Source organism: Enterovibrio paralichthyis (assembly GCF_019209835.1).
In the GTDB taxonomy this organism is placed as follows: domain Bacteria; phylum Pseudomonadota; class Gammaproteobacteria; order Enterobacterales; family Vibrionaceae; genus Enterovibrio; species Enterovibrio paralichthyis.
In genome coordinates this window covers 349985-370221 of the sequence record NZ_JAHUTS010000003.1, presented here as the reverse complement: position 1 = coordinate 370221, position 20237 = coordinate 349985, and the positions used below count along the sequence as shown (strand labels likewise).

The window sequence follows — 20237 nt, the reverse complement described above, 5'->3', positions numbered from 1 at the left end:
CCATTAAGCCACTTCCCCGACACGCCCAAAGCGGCTGCGTTCGAACACCAAACCTTCACCCTGCTGGGAATGGAAATGGTTCACTTTGCCAAGGAGAATGTCGTGGTCCCCTGCTGCCACAACGCCGTTCAGATCGCAGTCAAACCAGGCCACCGCCCCTTCAATAATCGCGCGGCCACTCGGCGCGCGTTGAATGCCAACGCCACGGAAACGCTCTTCGTGGCTGTCGCGGCAAAACTTCATGGCAAGTTCTGCGTGTTCAGCCGCCAAGACGCTGACCGTATAACCGCCAGATTCAAGAATGGGTTTCTTAGACGAAGAAGCACTGTTGATGCTCCAGAGCACAATCGCAGGCTCCAGAGAGACAGAGTTGAACGACGAGCAGGTCAGCCCGAAATCTTGCCCATCATGGTGGGTAGTAATGACCGTTACGCCCGTGGCAAAGCAGGACAATGCATTTCTCAGTTCACGGCTCATGCGACTTCCTCCCCTGCTGCTGCCGTCCAAAGTTCAAACCAGGTTTCCCTGTCTATGGATACTTTCAGGGCATCACTGATGCCGCGGATACGTTCCAAGTTGTTGGTGCCCAGCACAGGCAAAATGCCTGCGGGATGGGCGAGCAACCAAGCGATAGCGACGGCTTCAATACCGACACCCGCTTTGTCGGCTTCACGTTGCAACAGTGGCTTAACGCGGTTCGCCGCATCGCTGTTTCCAAACAATTCGCCGCCTGCCAGCGGTGACCACGCCATGGGCTTAATGCCGTCTTTTTGCATAAACGCCAGCGTGCCATCGGTGAAGTTATCGCGACACATCAGGCTCATTTCAATCTGGTTGGTGACCAGAGGGTGACGCATGCCCGATTGCAGCAACGCCCAGTCCCAACGCTTGAAATTGGAGACACCGACCGCTTTCACCAAGCCTTCTTCAATCAGGGAATCCAACGCCCCGCCTGTCTCACTATGATCCATAAACGGATCAGGACGGTGTATCAGCAGTAAGTCGAGATGGTCGGTTTTCAGGTTTTGCAGCGACTGTGTCACCGAATGGCGGATGTGCGACGCTGAGGTGTCGTAGTATTTCACCCGGCGCTCTGGGTACTTTTCTGAGAGCAACATGATGTCGCACTTTGAAACCAGCTGAATTCGGTCACGCAGCGACGGCGTGGCTTCCAATACCTGACCGAACACCTTCTCGCAGGCGTAGTCGCCATAGATATCCGCGTGGTCAAAAGTAGTAATGCCTTGCTCTAGGCACGCTTCTACTTTGGCGCGAACATGCGCTTCTGAGGTGTCTTTGTCATCCGCCAATCGCCAGACGCCATAAACCAAGCGGCTGAATGCAGGAAGGGATGGATGCAGTTCTGTGTATTTCATTATTTGCGCTCTCCTGCGCCAAGTGGAGTCAGTGGTGTGGTTGCCGGAACACGTCCGTATGCTTCGGGCATTGAGCAGGTTTTCAGCTCAGGCAGGATTTTCTGGCCGACAATTTCGCATTCAGATTTGTGCGGGTAGCCGGAGAAGATAAAGGCGCGGATCCCCATTTTTTGGTAGCGCTCAATTTTGCTCAGCACTTGATCGACACTGCCAACCAGCGCTGCGCCACAACCGGATCGTGCACGACCCACGCCTGTCCATAAATGGGGTTCAGTGAAGCCAAATTGATCCGCCAGTTCGCGCTGCTGCGACTGGAATGACACGCCGAGACTTTTCGAATCCAGCGCCCGTTCACGGATAACACGGCCAAATTCATCGTCCAGTTTCGACACCAGCGATTCTGCATACTCCTTTGCCTCCGCTTCGGTGTCGCGCACAATCATATGAACGCGAAGGCCATAATCGAGAGTGCGGCCATGTCGCTGCGCAACTTCATTCACCGCTTTCATCCGCGCTTCCAGCATGTCTTCGGTTTCCGGCCACATCAGATAGACATCGCAATCGGAGCCGCACAATTCGAGCGCATCTGGCGAATAGCCGCCGAAGTAAAGCAGCGGCCCGCCGTTTTGCTGGTAAGGACGGACAGGGTCTGTTGAAAGTGTGTCGAGTTTGTAAATTTCACCGTTGTAGCGGATTTCATCCTGCGTCCAGGCCTGACGCAGAATATCGACGACTTCTTTCGAGCGGCGGTAACGGTAGGCGCTGTCGGCCTTTTCGCCGGGGAAATCGGAAGAGATCACGTTCAGCGTCAGTCGCCCTTTCATGATGTGATCGAGCGTCGCCACCGCGCGTGCCAGCATTGCCGGATGTACCTCACCGCAACGGATGGCCGCGAGCATGTTGATGCGCTCAGTCAGTGGTGCCATTGCCGAAGCAAATGTCAGGGTATCCTGCCCAACCTGATAGGAAGAGGGGCAAAGAATGTTACGAAAACCCTGCTTTTCCGCCGTCAAAACGATATCGCGGGTGTTCTCCCAACTGCTTCGCAATGCACCGTCTGGCACACCCAGATAGCGATAGTCATCGCTGCAAATCGGTGCAAACCAGGACACCTCTGCGGCATCCAATCCCTCACTCGTGATAGGCACGACACTCATCTGAACTCTCCTGTTCTCTTTTTTAGAAGCAATAGCCAACCAACGTTCTTCTTGTTGCGTTTCACTCAAATCGAAATGAAAATGATTAGTGAATGAATTGTTAATAAATGCTATAAGAGAAACAGAAAAAGTAAATCAATGATGAATGAATTCATTCACCCTCTGGGCGGGAAAACAGAAAAAGGCCCAGTAACCTTCTAATATGCCGATGGTTATTATTTTTGAGATTTTTTGAAAATGAGTGAATCAACACGTTTGCCCCTGTTTATCCAGATAAGTGAGCTGTTGCGCAGGGAGATTTCTGCCGGGTATTGGCTACCCGGTGAAAGGCTGCCAACGGAAGCGGAACTGGCGAAAAAGCTGGATGTTGCCGTCGGCACACTGCGTAAAGCGCTGACTGAGCTGGAACAAAACGGCTTACTGGAGCGCATTCAGGGCTCCGGTACCTATGTGAAAAACACGCCGGATAATTCGGCGGTCTATCACTTCTTCCGACTTGAGCTGAAATCCGGTGGCGGCTTGCCTAACGCGGATTTTCTGAGTGTCGAGCGCCACACCAATACCTATGTGGCCTCATTGCTGGGGTTGGAATCCAATGCGCTTTTGTGGCGTTTCCGACGGCTGAGAAAGCTCGACCAGCAGCCCGCCGCCATGGAAGAGATCTGGATAAGTGGCGAACACATTGACGAAATCGACCCGGACGATTTGGTGGAATCGCTTTACGTTTATTACCGCGAGAAGCTTGGTTTCTGGATTTCGAAAGTGCAGGACAGCATTACCGTCGATCAGGTACCAGAATGGAAACACTCCGAATTCAAACCCGAAGTAGCATCTGCCTGCGGATACATCGAGCGCCTGAGTTGGTCGAACCGGGACCGCATCGAAGAGGTTTCCTTCACCTGGTACGACCCAGTGAACGTTCGCTACGCAGCAAGATGGACTTAAACCTGTTATTTCAATAAAGGATGGAATGGCATGACAAACAAGGTGATTCGCTACGGCATTCTCGGCTGCGGCATGATGGGACAAGAGCATATCCGCAATATCCAGCTGCTCGACAATGTTGAAATTACAGTACTTGCTGAGCCAAATGCAGAGATGCGGGAAAAAGCGCAAGCACTGGTGCCCAACGCCCGCACCGTCGAAGGGTTGGATGCCTTACTTGAAGCAGACGATATTGACGCGCTGGTTATCGCCACCCCCAACTTTCAGCATGCCGAGCAACTTCAGGGCATTATGAGCCGTTGCCTGCTACCAATCCTGATTGAAAAACCCATCTGTACCCAGCTCGCCGATGTCGAGCGTTTACTTGAAGCCGCGAAAGCCTACCCCGCACCGATTTGGGTGGCGATGGAATACCGTTACATGCCGCCCATTACCCTGCTGCTGGATTTGCTGGCGCAAGGGGAAGTTGGAGAGCGCCATCTCTTTTCCATCCGCGAGCACCGTTTTCCATTTCTGCACAAAGTGGATGACTGGAACCGGTTCAACCACAAAACCGGCGGCACACTGGTGGAGAAATGCTGCCACTTCTTTGATTTGATGCGATTGATGGCAAACGCCAATCCCGTCCGGGTTTACGCATCCGGCAGTCAGGCGGTGAACCACAAGGACGAAACCTACCAAGGTGAAACGCCGGATATCCTCGACAACGCCTACGTCATGATTGAGTTCGACAACGGCACACGCGCCAGCCTCGAACTTTGCATGTTTGCAGAAGGTTCGCGTTATCAGGAAGAAATCAGTGTGGTGGGCGACAAAGGCAAAGCGGAATGTCTGGTACCTGGCCCCGGTCGTTTTTGGCCAACTGATACCCTTGGCGAACCGCCGGTTGCGCAAGTCATTTCCAGCCCCCGCAACCCGAAAGGGCCGAAACAGATTGATGTCCCTGTCGATCCTGCCCTTCTTGAAGCAGGTGATCACAACGGTTCCACCTTCTACCAACACCAGAAATTCCAACGCGCTATTTTGGGCGAACAGGAAGTGGAAGTTTCACTGGAAGATGGACTCAAAGCAGTTGTGATCGGACTAGCGGCACAAGAGGCCATCCGGACACATCGTGTTGTGACATTCAACGACGGTGGACTGAGTTTCCAATAGAGAAACTTATGGTCGGTACCTTGTTCAGCTCCCAAATTCTCAATTGTGGGTCGGCACCCACATTTGTGCTAGAAAGCAAGGTTTTGGCTCTATAGTGAAACCAGCGGTGGAAAGGCAAACATGCGTGAAGAGATCTATGCCTTCAGAACAGTACACTCATGAAATCGTCTAACAACCTGTCCTATGAGAAAGCTATGGAGGTCTTATGTTTTCTGGTTGGTGGGACGTAATTTTTCTTTCTGTTTTCACTTTTCTTTTCTGGAAAGCGTTCACAATTCCTAGAAAGAAGCTACCGGAGGAAAAGAACATAGAGCCATTGTTATCTGAAACATGTGGCGGGTGTTTTAGCGGCAATTACTCCTCGTGGCCTCTTGTGCGCCATACCATCTATGACTCAATCATCGTAATAAAATATTGGGGAGGCAGTTACATACTCAATCGTGAAGATACAACGTTTGAGATAGCCGCCAGTGGCATAAAGTATTATTCGCCGTCCTATCCGTATCACAGCATTAATATTTACCTGTTTAACAAGACAAATGCTCTAAGGACTCTAAACAACCAATCTAAGGTTAGATCATGAAATGCAATATCATGCTGCTACCTAAATTTCCCGAGCGGGGCGGTTTCATTGTCAGGAAGGTAATCGAGTGGGTGGGGGTGTGAAAAATTGGAGAGTATTGGTGAGGCACTCGTATTTATCGCGGTACTATCTGCTTTTCTCGGAATCCCGATTGTTATGGGATTCATTGATGAGATTAAGCTAAGGCATAAACGTGTAACTTTGGAGAACTACGATTTGTTCAAGTTCAGAGCCGCAGGGAAGAACGTGGTTTGCAGTCATTGCAAAGGTGAGTACTTTCGCCACTCAAATTTCCTTCTTAACACGAGAGCAGCGAGTTTCTTTGGTTTAGATTGGGCGAACGCGAGTACAACATCTCTCGAATGTATGGACTGCGGTCAACTCACTCTATTTGCTCAGCAAAAAGTAGAGAAATTGCATGATTTATAGTGGATATAGGCAACAACTGAACGGTGTCTCTTACTCCGGTCGTGATCAGACAACGAGAAAATTGATGATGTCAGTCTGAAACAGAATTTGTCGTTTTTTCATTACATGATTCAGGAGAAGCTCCCTCTTCTCCCAAACTGAAAAGCCTTTTATCCCGCTAGTTGCAACTTCACCGCCCCTATCAGCGCTTCCAGCCCCGCTTGTACTTTTGAACGTGGGCAACCCAGGTTCAAGCGCACATAGCCCTTGCCTGCTTCGCCATAGACACCGCCATCCATGATCGCGACATTGAAATGCTCAATCAGATCGCTTTGAAGTTTTTGCATATCCAGATTCAACGGCGACAGATCAATCCACGCCAGATACGTCGCATCAGGCACCTGATAGTTCACCGCCGGGAACGCTGATTTCAGTGTGTCGCGTACCAGCGCATGGCTTTCGTGCACGTAGCCATTGAGGCTGTTCAACCAGGCTTCACCTTCGTTGTATGCGGCCATCATACCAATCACACCCAGAATCGACGGCGATGAAAGACCATCCACCTCTTTGAGTTTGAACAGGTAATCGTTACGCGCGTTGTCATCCGGGATAAACGCATAGGCACCGTTAAGCGCCGGAATATTGAAAGATTTCGACGCCGACGTGACCAAAGCCCAGCGGTTTTGCATGCCAAAGCCAAGCCATGGTGTATGCGGTTTAAACGCGACATCCATGTGGATTTCATCGGAGATCAAAGCCACGCCATGCTTGTCGCAAAGCGCCGCAATACGCGCTAACTCTTCTTTGCACCATACTCGCCCAGTTGGGTTATGTGGGCTGCAAAGCAGGAAGACTTTAGTTTGTTCATCCGCAAGTTGGCTTTCCAATAGCGCCCAGTCAACGTCCCAACCCGTATCGGTTTTGATAAGCGGATTACGCACACAGCGGCGACCCGCCCCTTCCACCAGCTTGTCGAAGGCGTCATAGGCTGGCGTTTGGAACAAAACACCCTCGCCCGGCTGGCTCCATTTCTCAATCAGTTTTGCGATGATGTAAATCACCGAAGGGCCGTAAACAATGGCGTTCTTGTCGATTTGCACGTCGAAGCGGCGTTGGTACCATCTTTCAATTGCGCCTTTGAAATCGTCATGGTTCCAGCGCGAATAACCCAGAACGGGGTGTTCTAAACGCGCTTTCAGGGCGCCCATTACCGGTGCTGGCGCGCCGAAATCCATGTCTGAAATGGTGAAAGGCAACAGCCCTGCCTTGCCGAACCTGTCCTGCACATAGTCCCATTGGGTGCAGTAAGTACCAAGGCGCTCAATGGGGGTATCAAAATCAAATGTCATGTGTGCCTTCTTGTCGTTTTTCTACACAAACAGGAAAACCCCCGACTTATTGAGCTGCGGGGGTTTAGGGGGAACAATTTATTAGCTTGCCGTTGCGCCCATCAGCGCCTGCATTTCATTTTTCACCAGGTGAACCTGGGTGCCGATAACCACTTGCAGGTTGTGCGCATCCAGCTTCACCACACCCAGCGCGCCGTAAGATTTCAGCTTGTCAGCATCCACCAGATCCATGTTGTTCACAGACAGGCGCAGACGGGTAATACAGTTGTCCAGCGCGGTGATGTTCTCTTTGCCGCCCAGTGCTGCCAGAATTGCTGCACCTTTGCCAGATTCGTTGATGAACGCTGCTTCCAGCTCAGAATCCACTTCTGCAGTATCCACTTCACGACCCGGGGTTTTCAGGTTGAACTTGGTAATCGCGAACTTGAACACTGTGTAGTACACCGCGAACCATGCCGCCGCTACGACAGGAACCAGATACCACTTGGTTGCTGTGCCTTGCAGGACACCGAACACCAGGAAGTCGATGATGTTGCCGTCGGTGTTTCCGATGGTCACGTCCAGCAGACCCATGACCATAAAGCCAATGCCAGTCAGGATAGCGTGGATGAAGTACAGCGCCGGTGCCACGAACAGGAACAGGAATTCCAGAGGTTCGGTAATACCACCTACCACACACGCCACCACGCCAGAGATCAGCAGTGCTTTAATCTTGCTGCGGTTTTCAGGTTTTGCGCAGTGGTACATCGCCAGTGCTGCACCCGGCAGACCACCTAGGAATGCTGGCATCTTGCCTTGAGACAGGAAGGCTGTCACTTCAGGGCTGAAACCGTTGGTATCCGCACAAGAAAGCTCCGCGTAGAAAATGTTCAGTGCGCCAGACACAGTCTCGCCACACACTGCCATGGTGCCGCCCGCTTCAGTAAAGCGAACCAGTGCTACCAGGATATGGTGCAGACCAACTGGCAGCAGCAGACGCTCACCGGTACCGAACAGGAATGGGCCGAACGCGCCAGCGCCTGCAATCAGGTTACCGATACCGTTGATGCCCGCGGCAAAGTAAGGCCATACGAATGGGATGAAGACACCCACAACACCCAGCGTGATGGCAGAGATGATTGGAACAAAACGCGCGCCACCGAAGAACGCCAGTGCATCCGGCATCTTGAAGGTGTAAAAACGCTGGTGCAGTTTGGCAACGATAATACCCACCATCACCGCGCCCAGAATACCGGTGTCGATAGATTCAATACCGATAATGCTCTTCACGCCGTAAGCCTTGCGCTCAGCGTCGTCACCCAACACGCCATTAACGGTCAGGAAGAAGTTGATCGCCAGATTAAACGCCGCGTAACCAACAAAACCGGCAAACGCAGCCACGCCTTTTTCTTCACGCGCCAGACCCAGCGGGATCGCAATCGCGAACATCACTGGCAGATAAATGAATGCCACCAAGCCAATCTTGGTCATCCACATAAACAGGTATTGAAGCAGAGTGTTGTCTAGGAAAGGGATCGCTTCACGAATGGCACCGCTCGACAGTGAGCTGCCGACACCCAGCAAAATGCCCGAGAACGCCAACAGCGCCACTGGCAGCATGAAAGTTTTACCCAGGCTTTGCAGGAATTCCCACATGGTGGTTTTTGTCGCTTTGTTCGTCATTACATCTCTCCAATGCATGAGAATATGACAGGGGTGTGCCGGGTCGAAGGGCTTGTCGAATATCGCAAGGCTAATCTCCCAACACACGGGACTATGTGTTTTCGAGGGCCATAGTAGTGAAATAAAATTTCGGTAAAACGTTTTATCAAAACAATTGTGATCTGCGCGACGATGCAAAATTCGCAAATTTGATCCGCTTTAAATTTTCAGCAGTTGACAGTATCCTTTCTTGGTAAAACGTTTTATCAATAACACACTGGCAGAAGACCAATTAAGGAAATCACTTGAAAAAAGTGACCATCACGGATGTCGCTGAACACGCGGGCGTCTCGGTAACGACCGTTTCTATGGTGCTCGGCAACAAGGGCCGTATCTCGCAAGACACCGCCGACAAGGTCAATCAGGCTGTGGCTGATCTGGGGTATGTGCGAAACCGCGCCGCAGCCAACCTTCGCTCCAACAGCAGCGAAATTGTTGGCCTGATCCTCAAAGACATCAGTGACCCTTATTACGCCCAGGTTGCAGCGGGGCTTTGTGAGGAAACCGAAAAACAAGGCTACATGGTGTTTCTGGCGCAAAGCGGCAATGACGAGAAATTCGAGCAATGCATGCTGACCATGGCACGTCAGGGCGTCGGTGGCATTGCCTTCTGCCCGACGAACGAAAACCAGCAGGTCAACGCAGACGTGCTGAAAGCGCACAACCTTCCGCTAGTCTGCATTTCCCGCGCATCCGTGAACCAACAGATTGATTACGTCGGGCCCGATAATGCGAGTGCAGCCAAAATGGCAACCGAACACCTGATTGCCAAAGGTCACCGCCGCATTGCCTATGTGGGCGGGAAAAGCAGCTCGCTGTGCCGAGCGGAGCGTATCGGTGGTTATTGCAGCACCCTGATGCAATTTGGCCTGCCCTTTAAACCAGAGTGGGTGGTGGAGTGCGATGCAGGCCAAGCCCCTGCTGCTTCGGCCGTGAAAGAGCTGTTGCTCAACCATCCGCAGATCAGCGCTGTCCTTTGCCACTATTCCTCAACAGCCGTTGGTGCGGTTCATGGCGCACACCGAGCCGGACGCGATGTGGGCAACGACACCCTGTTCAGCAAGGAAGTGTCAATTGTCGGGTTTGATGCCATGCAGGATGCAGAACTGACCGAGCCGCCGATCACCTTCGTCAATTCTGATGCCAAAGAGATTGGCAGACAGGCTGCCAAGCGCCTGATTGAGCAGCTTGAGAAAAATGATGAGACGCCGCGCAAAATCATCATTGCCCCCACCCTCACCAATGCCTGATCGCGCTGAGAGTTAAGAGAAATGCGGCGCTAAAGCTGATACATTAGCGCCATCATTTTCAGCTTCAGAACGAAAGACATTGGAACTATTCAACATTACCTGCCTAGGTAAGCCGCTTCGCCTTGAAGGCTCACTCGCTGGCTGGCAGGCGCTTTACTGGAACAACCAACTGGTTTCGCAACTGGCCGCCAGCGCTGATGAAGGCGAGAAAACCCACACCTTCCAACTCACTGCTGATGAAAACATCATCACGGTTGATGTCACTAGCCTCATCAACTGGCAGCCTTTCTCCATCGACTACAAAGTAACGGTGGATGGTGAAGTGATTGAATCCGGTACCCGCAACGAAAAAGACATCGAGCGCCAGCAGCCGGTTGTCGCCCCAGAGGGCAAACAGAAATTCAGTTTGATTGGTTTGGCCTCCCTTGGCCTGAAACTGCTGAAAAGCGCAAAAGTGGTGAAAGTTGTGCTGGCCGGTGCCAGTGTCGCGGCTTACTCCTGGCTTTTCTCGTGGCAGTTCGCCTTGGCACTGATCGCCTGTCTGGTCGTGCATGAATATGGCCATATCCGCGCCATGAAATACTTCGGCATGAAAACCAAAGGGATTTACCTCATCCCGTTTGTCGGTGGTGCCGCCCTTTCCGATGAGAAAATCAACACGCGCTGGCAGGATGTGGTCATTTCCATCATGGGCCCAACCTTTGGCTTGTTTATGTCTTTGGCATCCATGGTGGCCTACTGGGTGACCGGCAATATTTTCTTTGCAGGATTGGCGACGTTCAACGCCCTGCTGAACCTGTTTAACCTACTGCCGATTTTGCCACTTGATGGCGGCCACATTCTCAAAAGCATCAGCTTTTCGATGAACAGCGTGGTCGGGCTGGTAGCTTGTGTCGCGGCAGCAGCGGTAGGGGTTTACATCAGTTACGCCTTTGGGTTGGCGCTGCTCGGCTTCCTGTTGCTGATTGGCAGTGCGGAAATTCTGTTTGAGTGGAAATACCGCCATCACTCGCATCTGTTGCCATTGAGCCGCTATGGTCAAATCTTCAGTACCGTGTGGTATTTCTCAACAGTTGCCGCTTTGGTTGGCGTGATTATCTACTTCGCCACCAAGGGTGACGACATGCTGGCGTTGCCGCTGTTGATTCTGCAGAGTTAACTGAAATCACTTCTCTTAAAACGCCAGCAAACGCTGGCGTTTTTGTCTTCAGTTCTGGTCTAAATACTGGGCTCATGGGGATTGGGAACACCTTTCCCTTCTTCCAACAAGGGTTTTAAGCTCCCCCCCAAAAACAGCGCCCATTTTGCGTTGCAATGACGGAAGAAATTATCACCGTCAGGCCAATTGCGGTGCGAAAAATTCAAAGCACTTCCTCGTTCTGTGTCTTCAAGGGAAAACTCAAATTCCCCCATGTTAGCCCAGGGCCCATCAATGCATTGCCAACGCACGTTTTTGTCTTTTTCCAATGAGACAATCTTCATTGTCACAGAATGGTCTTGGTTGCAGCCAAAATAGAAAGTTGCCGGGTCGCCAGCTTGGCCACTGGTTTCACATTTTGCCCACCAAGCTGATAACTTCTCCTGTTCAGTCAACGCTTGATAAACCTGCGATGCGGGCACATCAATTTCGATTCGGTGCAAAATATCCATGTTGCTTCTCCTTATAATTAGTTAACCAACAGGTTAACTAATTAGGTAAAGAAAAAGGCATTTGGCTGCCTTTTCGAATTAAGCGCTGAGATATAACTCAAGCGCCCTGAGTGTCGCTTCCCACCCCGTTTGATGACCCTGATACGCCACTTCATTGGGTAGGTGTTCATGGCGCAGCCTCAATAACGAACTGTCACCAAAATCCTCGATATCAATAGAAACCAGAGTGCGGGCCTCTTGCCCTTCGCATCCGCCACAACGCTGGTCTTCCAGCATCCAAGTGAACACCAAGTGGTTATACGGAGACACCAAAACATATTCGCCAAAATGGTCAATCACATTGCCATCTTCATCTTCCAATACAATTCGGTACTTTCCACCCACCTGCGCATCAATGGAAACCTCCACCACACTGTGTGTCGAAGGGCCAAACCAACACGCCAGCACGTCGGGATTCGTCCAGGCGGCAAACACTTTCTTAGCCGGTACTGGATAAGTCTTTTTAAGATTCAGCGCACGGTAGCCTGCTTGAAAATCTTCTGTCACAACTGCTTTCCTTTCGGCTTTATGTCTTCCTCTTCTTCGAGAAATTGGCTAAGCGAATCGAGTTTTTGCGTCCAGAATGATTCGTAGAAGCTGAGCCATTTGTCTAGCTCGGCCAATGGCTTGCTATTCAGTGAGCACATGTGTTCTCGCCCCTGAATAGAACGTGTAAGCAACCCTGCCCGCTCCAATACCTTTAAGTGTTTTGAGACTGCGGGTTTGGACATGGTAAAAGGCGCGGAAAGCTCCCTGACCGTTTTTTCCCCTAGAGTAAGCTGCTGGACCATAGCACGGCGGGTTTTATCCGACAGTGCGGAGAAAATCAGATCCAACTGTTCATCATTTTTGTTAACCATATGGTTAACTATAGTCAAAAATACTCATCTGTCAAACGCCAAGATCTTCTGTACGGATTAGAAATCTTCCTCTTCAATTCCTAAGTTCAACCAGTCATTTCGCAATGACTACCACAAACATTATGTGATTTATGTCGCACGAATATGCAAGCTGAGGTAGTATGCGCCACCTTTTTTGTTTTGGGTTATTTTCCCGTGATTGCTCCATCCACCAATGCGCTTTATACCGACCTTTCCGGTTATTACGATTTGATGTGTGCAGACATCAATTATGAATCTCAAAGTGACTGTGTTCGCCGTCTTCACAGGCTGTTTGGCAATCAGGGAAAGCGCCATCTCGACTTGGCCTGCGGCACAGGCCCGCACATTCGCCATTTCATCGACACCGGCTTTCAAAGCAACGGCTTAGACCTGAACCAACCTATGTTGGATCAGGCAAAACTGCGCTGCCCGGAAGCTGAGTTTTCGCTGCAGAACATGTGCAACTTTGTCGTCGACCAACCGTACGACCTGATCACTTGTTTCCTTTACTCGATTCACTACAGCGGCAACGTTGAAAACCTGCGTGCCTGTATTGAAAGCGCCCACGCAGCGCTGGTAGATGGCGGTGTATTCTGCTTTAACGCAGTGGCGAAAAACCTGATCAATAACGGTTCTTTCGTGCGCCACATCGTTAACCACGAAGGCAGTGAATTCGCGTTCAAATCTGGATGGTTCTATGGCGGTGAAGGTGACAGACAGGCTCTGAAACTGAGCATTGAAAAGACCACAGACAAAGTGACCGAAGAGTGGCACGACGAGCACCCAATGGTAGCCGTGACCTTTGAAGAATTGACCGCGTTGCTTGAGCCGTATTTCGACGTTACCGTGTTCGAACACGACTACGAAAAGCTGGAAATGTGGAACCAGAATTCTGGCAACGCCATTTTTGTCTGCGTAAAACGTTAATTCAGAGCCCCGGATATTCCGGGGTTTTCTTTATCCTGCCAATTATCTCGCTGCACTTTCAAAACCATACTCGTTTACCCATTTGAAAATTATGGTTTTGCCTGAAACTTCAATTAATTATGTATCGAGCTCTTGTAATGTGCTTAGTGGCATGTTGCCGTTCTATGAGAAATCAAAATGAACGAATCAGAAATTCGAAGAGCAATTCAAAATAAGTTAGTTATTGAGTTTTCATATAGCAATAAGTTACGTGCAATAGAACCACATGTACTTGGTGTCTGTAATGGTAAAGTTCAGGTTCTTGGTTATCAGTTCGGAGGTGATAGTAGCTCTGGTGGTCTACCTGAATGGCGTAGATTTGACTTGTTAAGAGTTAATAACTTGCGGGTGACAACCCAAAGTTTTGCGGGACGTAGACCCTTTCCTTCAGGAGCACACAGTCCCTGGGATCAAGAGCTTGAAATAGTACCAGCCTAAACGATACGTTCTCATCTCCGATCAACAAGAAAGAGTACACTTTTGGCTGCACCTCAGCAGCCAAAAGCTATCGAATGACTTAGTCACCACACACGAGAAATCCATGCTCCAACAGCCGAGGCTACAACCCAACACCTTAACTAATAAGCACGAATATAAATCACCCGGTTCAGCGCCTTGTTATACCGCTTGATTGAATCTAAAGTAACCACTTGAGAGACCAGATTAGAGACCTAAATTATGACCTCTAGAATTTTGGCTGATGTTGCTGCAAGCATTACAGAGTTAAAAGCTAACCCTATGAAAGTTGCAACTAGTGCTGACGGCGAACCTGTTGCTGTATTGAACCGAAATGAATCCGTATTTTATTGCGTACCAGCGGAAGCGTACGAGATGATGATGGATAGGCTAGAAGATCTTGAGTTGCTAGCTATCGCCAAAGAGCGTGAGTCTGAAGAGAGCATTTCGGCAAGTATTGATGGCCTATAAACTCGCCATTAAAAAGAGAGCTCTCAAATAGTAGAAAAAGCTAATCGAGCGCTTAGAAAATCCATCGAAAGCCCTCAAACAACAAAGCCACCGCTCACTTATCTCTCCAGCATTACACCTCAAGGTCATTTCGCTGACACCCGTTTTACCCCAGATATTTTCTCCCAATCCACACGCGACGGTTTTAGCGCATAGCGCCCGGTGAACTAGGCTCCTGAGAACGACAAACGAGGAGAAACCTATGCTCAAACAGCCGAAGCTACAGCCCAGCGCATTGACCAATAAATACGAACTGACGTGGGATTTTGAAATTGAAGTGAATGGCGTGGATATCGTGGTGCCCAAGTATTTCCGTTATGACGGGGCGACCATTCCTGCTGCAGCATGGCAAATCACCTTCACCCCGTTCCACCCTGATGTGATGATGCCCTCACTGGTTCACGACTGGCTTTTCTACAACCATCAGGTCGATCGCGAAACCACGGACGATATTCTCTACAAGCTGCTGTTGCAAAACGGTGTCGACAACCTGCGCGCCAATATGATTTGGGGCGCAGTGCGAGCCGCAGGAGGCTTCTTCTGGGATAACGATGAAGACGACAAAAACATGTTGAGGCGGCTCTGCAAGCTGGTTAAAAACCGCGATAACTTTGATCGCTACCAGTTTCCGCAGGAAATCATCGACACCATGGATCAAGTGCGAGTAGCAGTTTAATCCACGACCATATAAAACAGGCAGTCAGACAGGGCGATGTCACGCCGGGTGGTGATCATAAATAGCTTCGATGCCTGTTTCAGGCGAAGCTCGCCATCTTGCTCATAGAACAAGGCATCAATCGGGTGACCGCCTTCGCCGTCGTTGGTGGTCATCGCATCCAGCCCCTTGGCACCAAGCCAGCCAATCATGCTGTCTGCCGCCATCCAGCCGAAATTGTGACGGTCAATATCCGGTGGCAGGGTCAAGTCGGCCTCATCCACTTTCCGGTCGTGGTAACACAATTCCAGTTCAAGTTTCAGCTGCACACGAACCGGGTGGTAAAGCAAGTCGAGCGGCCAGAATCCGGTGTGGTTCTGGAAGATGTCATCGGCATGGAGGAAATGGTGCAGGCCGTTTTTCGCTACCTCGTCTGCCGCAATATCCTGTGCGCCACCACATTCGATGGTCAGGATTGGCGTCTCTTCGGAGGTCTGCTCCATCAACGCGCCTAAACGCACGCTGCTGCAAAGCATCCGCTCGGTGAACAGAGAGGAAACATGGCGGTGTTTTTCGTCATCAACAATGGTGACAGCAAACGAAGGGCCCGAGCCGGAGGTGTTATGGATATCGACCACGGCTTCCGGTTTCAGCGCGCGGATCCGTGCCATGATCGCTGCGGCTACGTCATAGCTGTCATCGTCGCCATTGCGGCCAAAGCAACGGTTCATGTCCGGTTTGTTTTCCAGATGACGGGTTGAAAATGGTGTATCAAACAAGGCCGCATTCACGTTCGCGAGGCAGAAATGGGTGGTGACGGCACACTCAAAAGGTTGATGAAAAAAATGCCACAGCGCTTTGGTGCCAGATGGTTCATTGCCATGCAGCAAGGTCACCACCACACGGTGACGGGATTGATCCCGACCCGGCAACGTCAGCCAACTTGCCCCCGGCAGCGTATCCAGCCAGGCAACAAGCCCCCGCTCCAGTTCACTTTGGGTGGGCCAGCTAACGTCATGCAATTTCATTATTTCCTCTCGTCCGTGTTAAAGGGTAAAGCCCATTACTGCATCATAAAATGGGCCAGTGTGAAACCGGCTCACCTGATAAATATTGCTTTTGATACAAGGCAAACATTCTGTTCAGTGCTTCGTCTTTGGCATATTTGCGCTCGAAGTGTTCAAGCGTCGCCAGTTGCCAGCTTGCGCCGCTCTGACGTTTCGACACGCGGTGTTCAATCACCGCCATTAGCATATCGGCTTCCAGCCGCGAGATACCAAGGCTAATCAAAGCGTCCGCCACCTTGGGCAGGAATCTCGACAGCACATCGACCAATGGGTACTCCTGCAAAACGCCAAGCTCCGACTCCCAAAGGATATAGGCATCAACGCCATACTGGGCAGCACGGTAGAAATTGTATTTGGCAAATTCGAAAGGAAGCCTGTCCATCAGGCGATCCAAATCCTGCCGGAACACCTGCGCCAGTCCGATACAAAGCGCTGCGTTTGCAACCATGTCCAGCGTGGTTGGCCCTGCAGGCAGGCTGCGAAGCTCGATACGCAAGTGACCACCATCAGCATCATCATACACAGCGCGGTTCCAGCTCCAGATAGTGCTCTGGTGCAGCCGGAGCGCTTCCAGCCTTGGGCCACAGCCTTCTTTGCACCGTGAATTGTTGGTCTCCGGCAACAACACAGGTTGCAAGCTGACGCCCTGCCTGAAAAGTTCCAGCGCGCTTTTGCGCACATAACCGTTGCCAAACGACACACGGGCGGGCGCATGCCAATTCACGCCACACAGGTTACGGCTGTCGATTGACTGCTTAAACAACGGAATACGGGTTTCGTGCCACAACTTCTTTTGCAGGAAAATCGGAGAGTTGGCACCAATCGCCAGAGTGAAAATCGTCGCCAACTGGAAACTGTTATACCAATCCGCGAATTCATCCGGTGTCACCCGGTAATGAACCTGAAACGATGTGTTCGCCCCTTCAAGGGTTAAATCTTCCGCATCAATTTCAAGACTTTCCACACCATGGATTCGCACATGAAACGGCCCACCGCGGGATTTACAAAGGATTTCGGTTAAGGCGTGATACCGCGGTGAATCTGTCATGGAAGCCAGACCGAAATCCCCGTTTCGCAGCGTCGGCAGAATGCCAATCGGCGTGACGGTCACACCGTCTTTGGTTGCCAGCGCCTGAAGCGAGAGCAAGCGCTCATCCATTTTTTTCTTCAGGAAAGTGAATGGCGCGCCGCCGAATTCGGTGTAGGGGCAGTTGTATTCGAGATTGAAGCGGTTGATTTCCGCCGTCATCAGGGGGTCTGCGGCTTTGTCCAATAAATCGAGGTTGTAATGAGCCGGACGTCCGTTTTTGTCGGTAAGGTAAAGCTCAAGCTCTGCCCCCACAGTGCAGGTGCCAACACCCCACCCCGGCTTTTCCAGAAGAGCTTCCAGCTCATCCAGTTCATCCTTTAGCTGCTTGGCGAACTTTTCATGATCGCTGGCGCTAAACGAGGTTTTATTTATGCTCTGTCCCACGCTGTTATCCCTCGCCTGACTTCATTTTTAACATAGAACAAAATTCGAGCGCTTACAGGTAGCTAGCGGGGCAAGGCGGCAGAATCACGCGGCTTGTCCCAGATGTGAGTGGGCTTGTGCATCAAATTTCCGTGTAGAAGAAGGATCTGCTACACTCGCGCTCCGATTTTTTGGCCGGATTTTAGAGATGTCTGACACTGCGTTTTCACGCCTTCACCCTACCCTACAACAAACCCTGAACGAACTGGGCTACACCCAGCCGACCGAGATCCAACAACAGGCGATTCCGCAGGTATTGGACGGCAAAGACGTGATGGGCGCGGCGCAGACAGGTACCGGCAAAACCGCGGCGTTTACCCTGCCGCTGATCCACCGCTTGATTGAACAGGGCGTAAAAGGCGCAACCCGCGTGCTGATTGTTACCCCTACCCGCGAACTGGCGCAGCAGGTGTACGACAAAGTGGCAGAATACAGCCAACACACCCCGCTGAAATGCGTGGCGCTTTACGGCGGTGCGAACATCAATCCGCAGAAAAGCCAGCTGGCGAAGAAACCGGAAATCGTGGTGGGTACGCCGGGTCGTCTGCTTGACCACCTGCACATCGGTACCCTATCACTGGCTAGCCTGGATACACTGGTACTGGATGAAGCCGACCGCATGCTGGACATGGGCTTTATGCCCGACATCAAACGCCTGATGAAGAAAATGCCGCAAGAGCGTCAGACCCTGTTCTTCTCAGCGACCTATCCAAAGCAAGTGATGGATTTGGCTTACCGTCTGCTGAACAATCCGGTGCGCATCGAGGTTTCGACCGTCAACAGCACCGCCGATACCGTGAACCAGCTGGTGCACCCAGTTGATAGAAGACGCAAACGCGAACTACTTTCCTACCTGATTGGCAGCCGCAACCTGCAACAGGTGCTGGTGTTTGCCAAAACGCGCCAGACAACAGAAGCGCTCGCCAATGAACTGAAACTGGATGGCCTTGCGGCGGAAGCGATTCACGGCGAGAGAACCCAAGGCGCACGTAACCGCGCTCTGGAAGGCTTTAAAAATGGCACCGTGCGCGTGTTGATTGCAACGGATGTGGCAGCGCGTGGTCTGGATATTCCATCACTGGACACCGTGTTCAACTACGAACTGCCTCACCAGCCGGAAGATTACATCCACCGCATTGGACGCACTGGCCGCGCAGGCAAATCCGGCATGGCGATCTCACTAGTCAGCCGTGAAGAGGAAAGCATGCTGACCGCGATTGAAACTCTGCTCGACCAACGCCTGCCACAAGAATGGCTGGCAGGGTTCGAACCGGATTTGAAAGCGGATATCGAGCACCATGAAAAACGCGGTGGCCGTGGCGGTGAGAAGCGTCGCCTGAAGCACCAACTGCTGAAAAAAGCAGGCGCGAAAAAGCGATAAGCATCAATTCAAAATCAGGCGCATTCCGGTGTAGTATGCCTGCGCCCATAAATTGTTGAACGAACAAAAAATGTCAGAAAACAACGCAGTCAACATTCAAGAAAACCACGTCATGCTGGCTTTTCAGGTCATCCCACGCCTTAAAGAAGGCAACAACTTTGAAGTGGTCGACAAAGCCATTGAGGTGGTGAAGGCCGCCAACGTGCCATATCAGGTCGGTGCAATGGAAACCACCATGAAAGGTGAACTGGATTACCTGCTGGAAGTGGTGAAAAAAGCGCAGCAGGCTTGTTACGACGCAGGCGCGCTGGAAGTGATCACTAACATCAAAATCCACAGCAAGACAGAAGCGGCAACAGATACCTTCTGCACCTATCACCGCGGCGTGACCAAAGCCAACCACATGTTCGTAGAAAAGTAAGGCGCGTTCGCAACAGGCACAGTCACAGAATCCACCTTCGGGTGGATTTTTTCATCGCGCTGCTTTAGCAAGGAAATAAGCAAACCGAATATCCATCGCTAATACTAAAGCAGTTATCAGTAATGAGACGCACGCTCGTCATGAAAGACGTTGCGAAATCCCTTTCTTTTCTGTTACTTCTGGCTCTCAGTGGCTGTAGCGAAGAACCGAATACGGCCACGCTCCCTGCACTCTCGTCATTCAATTTAAGCAGTATCCGCGCAGCTACATCAGGCCCCAAACAACCCCTATTTACCTGGACAGCGGCATCCTCGATGGTTCAGAAACCACTGACACAGGCACGAAAACGTGGTCTGGTGCCACCTATCTTTTTGAAAACAATGGGGGAAGTTGGAGCCAAAGCGCTTACTTAAAAGCCTCAAATACCAATGAATATGACTATTTTGAACATAGCATTGATGTCAGTTCCGATAGCTTAACCGTGGTGGTTGGCGCTTACGATGAAGACAGCGAAGCGACGGGAATCACAATTGATGGATCAGAAACGACATACAGTGCTAACGCTATCTATTCCGGTGCGGTGTATATGTTCTAAAACGCCGCTTTGGATAGCGAGGTTCAATATTGGTTTTGGGACAAGTGATAGGACAACAACGTCTTTGAATGACAAACTCGCCAATTATTCCCAACCCTTACCCATCCCCTTTGTTCCATACCGAATGGTGATGCTTGATTAACGGCTTCGGTATCGAATAACTCCTCTAGAATCTTGCT

General features: G+C 51.0%; 22 protein-coding genes. 12 read left to right on the top strand and 10 right to left on the bottom strand.

Annotation, left to right across the window (positions count from 1 at the left end):
• Nucleotides 1-3: 3 nt before the first annotated feature.
• From KU854_RS05905 to KU854_RS05895, 3 genes are read right to left on the bottom strand one after another with little or no spacing between them, the layout of a single operon-like run.
• Nucleotides 4-477: a flavin reductase family protein gene (locus tag KU854_RS05905; RefSeq protein ID WP_218357515.1), complete on the bottom strand. Its 474-nt coding sequence runs from the start codon at nucleotides 475-477 to the stop codon at nucleotides 4-6.
• A complete protein-coding gene (locus tag KU854_RS05900; protein WP_054780101.1) occupies nucleotides 474-1376 on the bottom strand; it encodes an aldo/keto reductase in 903 nt (300 codons plus the stop codon). Before KU854_RS05900 ends, KU854_RS05905 begins: the two co-directional genes overlap by 4 nt.
• Complete coding sequence (locus KU854_RS05895) at nucleotides 1376-2533, bottom strand: LLM class flavin-dependent oxidoreductase (RefSeq protein WP_218357514.1); 1158 nt, start codon at nucleotides 2531-2533, stop codon at nucleotides 1376-1378. Before KU854_RS05895 ends, KU854_RS05900 begins: the two co-directional genes overlap by 1 nt.
• 237 nt (nucleotides 2534-2770) lie before the next feature.
• On the opposite strand from KU854_RS05895, the gene KU854_RS05890 reads away from it, so the two are divergent.
• Nucleotides 2771-3478 carry a GntR family transcriptional regulator gene (locus tag KU854_RS05890; RefSeq protein WP_218357513.1) on the top strand — a complete coding sequence of 236 codons (708 nt, stop codon included), beginning with the start codon at nucleotides 2771-2773 and terminating at the stop codon, nucleotides 3476-3478.
• Between the two features lie 30 nt (nucleotides 3479-3508).
• On the top strand, nucleotides 3509-4633 hold the full coding sequence (locus KU854_RS05885; protein WP_218357512.1) for a Gfo/Idh/MocA family protein: 1125 nt from the start codon (nucleotides 3509-3511) through the stop codon (nucleotides 4631-4633).
• Nucleotides 4634-5794: 1161 nt separating this feature from the next.
• Here the strand turns inward: KU854_RS05885 and KU854_RS05880 are convergent.
• Entirely contained in the window at nucleotides 5795-6973 is a 1179-nt protein-coding gene (locus KU854_RS05880) for a MalY/PatB family protein (protein WP_218357511.1), read from the bottom strand.
• 81 nt (nucleotides 6974-7054) lie between these two features.
• Nucleotides 7055-8635, bottom strand: coding sequence for a maltose/glucose-specific PTS transporter subunit IIBC (malX, locus tag KU854_RS05875; protein ID WP_218357510.1), 1581 nt, complete (start codon nucleotides 8633-8635; stop codon nucleotides 7055-7057).
• Nucleotides 8636-8919: 284 nt separating this feature from the next.
• On the opposite strand from malX, the gene malI reads away from it, so the two are divergent.
• Nucleotides 8920-9924 carry a Mal regulon transcriptional regulator MalI gene (gene malI, locus KU854_RS05870; protein ID WP_218357509.1) on the top strand — a complete coding sequence of 335 codons (1005 nt, stop codon included), beginning with the start codon at nucleotides 8920-8922 and terminating at the stop codon, nucleotides 9922-9924.
• Between the two features lie 79 nt (nucleotides 9925-10003).
• Nucleotides 10004-11083 (top strand): site-2 protease family protein, encoded by a 1080-nt coding sequence (locus tag KU854_RS05865; RefSeq protein ID WP_218357508.1) that lies wholly within the window; start codon nucleotides 10004-10006, stop codon nucleotides 11081-11083.
• A gap of 59 nt (nucleotides 11084-11142) precedes the next feature.
• On the opposite strand, the gene KU854_RS05860 is transcribed toward KU854_RS05865, so the two are convergent.
• The 3 genes from KU854_RS05860 to KU854_RS05850 all read right to left on the bottom strand — a co-directional run bounded on the left by KU854_RS05860 (nucleotide 11143) and on the right by KU854_RS05850 (nucleotide 12473).
• Nucleotides 11143-11574, bottom strand: coding sequence for an SRPBCC family protein (locus KU854_RS05860; RefSeq protein ID WP_218357507.1), 432 nt, complete (start codon nucleotides 11572-11574; stop codon nucleotides 11143-11145).
• A 78-nt stretch (nucleotides 11575-11652) separates the two neighbouring features.
• The gene (locus tag KU854_RS05855; protein ID WP_218357506.1) at nucleotides 11653-12120 is read right to left on the bottom strand and encodes an SRPBCC family protein; all 468 of its coding nucleotides are present in this window, start codon (nucleotides 12118-12120) and stop codon (nucleotides 11653-11655) included.
• A complete protein-coding gene (locus tag KU854_RS05850) occupies nucleotides 12117-12473 on the bottom strand; it encodes an ArsR/SmtB family transcription factor (RefSeq protein ID WP_218357505.1) in 357 nt (118 codons plus the stop codon). The genes KU854_RS05855 and KU854_RS05850 overlap by 4 nt, the downstream gene beginning before the upstream one ends.
• Nucleotides 12474-12725: 252 nt before the next feature.
• Here KU854_RS05850 and KU854_RS05845 point away from each other — a divergent pair, with 252 nt between their 5' ends.
• From KU854_RS05845 to KU854_RS05830, 4 genes are all read left to right on the top strand, one after another.
• Nucleotides 12726-13421: a class I SAM-dependent DNA methyltransferase gene (locus KU854_RS05845; RefSeq protein ID WP_255555440.1), complete on the top strand. Its 696-nt coding sequence runs from the start codon at nucleotides 12726-12728 to the stop codon at nucleotides 13419-13421.
• A gap of 177 nt (nucleotides 13422-13598) precedes the next feature.
• A complete protein-coding gene (locus tag KU854_RS05840) occupies nucleotides 13599-13898 on the top strand; it encodes a hypothetical protein (RefSeq protein WP_218357503.1) in 300 nt (99 codons plus the stop codon).
• 240 nt (nucleotides 13899-14138) lie between these two features.
• Nucleotides 14139-14387 (top strand): type II toxin-antitoxin system Phd/YefM family antitoxin, encoded by a 249-nt coding sequence (locus tag KU854_RS05835; RefSeq protein ID WP_218357502.1) that lies wholly within the window; start codon nucleotides 14139-14141, stop codon nucleotides 14385-14387.
• Nucleotides 14388-14628: 241 nt separating this feature from the next.
• Nucleotides 14629-15102: a DUF1353 domain-containing protein gene (locus tag KU854_RS05830; RefSeq protein ID WP_218357501.1), complete on the top strand. Its 474-nt coding sequence runs from the start codon at nucleotides 14629-14631 to the stop codon at nucleotides 15100-15102.
• On the opposite strand, the gene KU854_RS05825 is transcribed toward KU854_RS05830, so the two are convergent.
• The gene (locus KU854_RS05825; protein WP_218357500.1) at nucleotides 15099-16109 is read right to left on the bottom strand and encodes a M14 family metallopeptidase; all 1011 of its coding nucleotides are present in this window, start codon (nucleotides 16107-16109) and stop codon (nucleotides 15099-15101) included. The two genes, KU854_RS05830 and KU854_RS05825, sit on opposite strands and share 4 nt — an antisense overlap.
• 43 nt (nucleotides 16110-16152) lie before the next feature.
• The gene (locus KU854_RS05820) at nucleotides 16153-17622 is read right to left on the bottom strand and encodes a glutamate-cysteine ligase family protein (protein WP_218357499.1); all 1470 of its coding nucleotides are present in this window, start codon (nucleotides 17620-17622) and stop codon (nucleotides 16153-16155) included.
• A 187-nt stretch (nucleotides 17623-17809) separates the two neighbouring features.
• Here KU854_RS05820 and KU854_RS05815 point away from each other — a divergent pair, with 187 nt between their 5' ends.
• From KU854_RS05815 to KU854_RS25140, 4 genes are all read left to right on the top strand, one after another.
• Complete coding sequence (locus KU854_RS05815) at nucleotides 17810-19042, top strand: DEAD/DEAH box helicase (RefSeq protein ID WP_218357498.1); 1233 nt, start codon at nucleotides 17810-17812, stop codon at nucleotides 19040-19042.
• A gap of 112 nt (nucleotides 19043-19154) precedes the next feature.
• Nucleotides 19155-19463: a thiamine-binding protein gene (locus KU854_RS05810; RefSeq protein ID WP_218357550.1), complete on the top strand. Its 309-nt coding sequence runs from the start codon at nucleotides 19155-19157 to the stop codon at nucleotides 19461-19463.
• A 122-nt stretch (nucleotides 19464-19585) separates the two neighbouring features.
• Entirely contained in the window at nucleotides 19586-19876 is a 291-nt protein-coding gene (locus tag KU854_RS24800; protein ID WP_255555433.1) for a hypothetical protein, read from the top strand.
• Nucleotides 19759-20058 carry a hypothetical protein gene (locus tag KU854_RS25140; protein WP_418885842.1) on the top strand — a complete coding sequence of 100 codons (300 nt, stop codon included), beginning with the start codon at nucleotides 19759-19761 and terminating at the stop codon, nucleotides 20056-20058. Before KU854_RS24800 ends, KU854_RS25140 begins: the two co-directional genes overlap by 118 nt.
• The last annotated feature ends 179 nt before the right edge of the window (nucleotides 20059-20237 follow it).

What these genes read in the sequence shown, in the direction of transcription:
- KU854_RS05905 (WP_218357515.1), bottom strand. Translation starts at nt 477, where the DNA reads ATGAGCCGTGAACTGAGAAATGCATTGTCCTGCTTTGCCACGGGCGTA.
- KU854_RS05900 (WP_054780101.1), bottom strand. Translation starts at nt 1,376, where the DNA reads ATGAAATACACAGAACTGCATCCATCCCTTCCTGCATTCAGCCGCTTG.
- KU854_RS05895 (WP_218357514.1), bottom strand. Translation starts at nt 2,533, where the DNA reads ATGAGTGTCGTGCCTATCACGAGTGAGGGATTGGATGCCGCAGAGGTG.
- KU854_RS05890 (WP_218357513.1), top strand. Translation starts at nt 2,771, where the DNA reads ATGAGTGAATCAACACGTTTGCCCCTGTTTATCCAGATAAGTGAGCTG.
- KU854_RS05885 (WP_218357512.1), top strand. Translation starts at nt 3,509, where the DNA reads ATGACAAACAAGGTGATTCGCTACGGCATTCTCGGCTGCGGCATGATG.
- KU854_RS05880 (WP_218357511.1), bottom strand. Translation starts at nt 6,973, where the DNA reads ATGACATTTGATTTTGATACCCCCATTGAGCGCCTTGGTACTTACTGC.
- malX (WP_218357510.1), bottom strand. Translation starts at nt 8,635, where the DNA reads ATGACGAACAAAGCGACAAAAACCACCATGTGGGAATTCCTGCAAAGC.
- KU854_RS05860 (WP_218357507.1), bottom strand. Translation starts at nt 11,574, where the DNA reads ATGGATATTTTGCACCGAATCGAAATTGATGTGCCCGCATCGCAGGTT.
- KU854_RS05850 (WP_218357505.1), bottom strand. Translation starts at nt 12,473, where the DNA reads ATGGTTAACAAAAATGATGAACAGTTGGATCTGATTTTCTCCGCACTG.
- KU854_RS05845 (WP_255555440.1), top strand. Translation starts at nt 12,726, where the DNA reads ATGTGTGCAGACATCAATTATGAATCTCAAAGTGACTGTGTTCGCCGT.
- KU854_RS05840 (WP_218357503.1), top strand. Translation starts at nt 13,599, where the DNA reads ATGAACGAATCAGAAATTCGAAGAGCAATTCAAAATAAGTTAGTTATT.
- KU854_RS05835 (WP_218357502.1), top strand. Translation starts at nt 14,139, where the DNA reads ATGACCTCTAGAATTTTGGCTGATGTTGCTGCAAGCATTACAGAGTTA.
- KU854_RS05830 (WP_218357501.1), top strand. Translation starts at nt 14,629, where the DNA reads ATGCTCAAACAGCCGAAGCTACAGCCCAGCGCATTGACCAATAAATAC.
- KU854_RS05825 (WP_218357500.1), bottom strand. Translation starts at nt 16,109, where the DNA reads ATGAAATTGCATGACGTTAGCTGGCCCACCCAAAGTGAACTGGAGCGG.
- KU854_RS05815 (WP_218357498.1), top strand. Translation starts at nt 17,810, where the DNA reads ATGTCTGACACTGCGTTTTCACGCCTTCACCCTACCCTACAACAAACC.
- KU854_RS05810 (WP_218357550.1), top strand. Translation starts at nt 19,155, where the DNA reads ATGCTGGCTTTTCAGGTCATCCCACGCCTTAAAGAAGGCAACAACTTT.
- KU854_RS24800 (WP_255555433.1), top strand. Translation starts at nt 19,586, where the DNA reads ATGAGACGCACGCTCGTCATGAAAGACGTTGCGAAATCCCTTTCTTTT.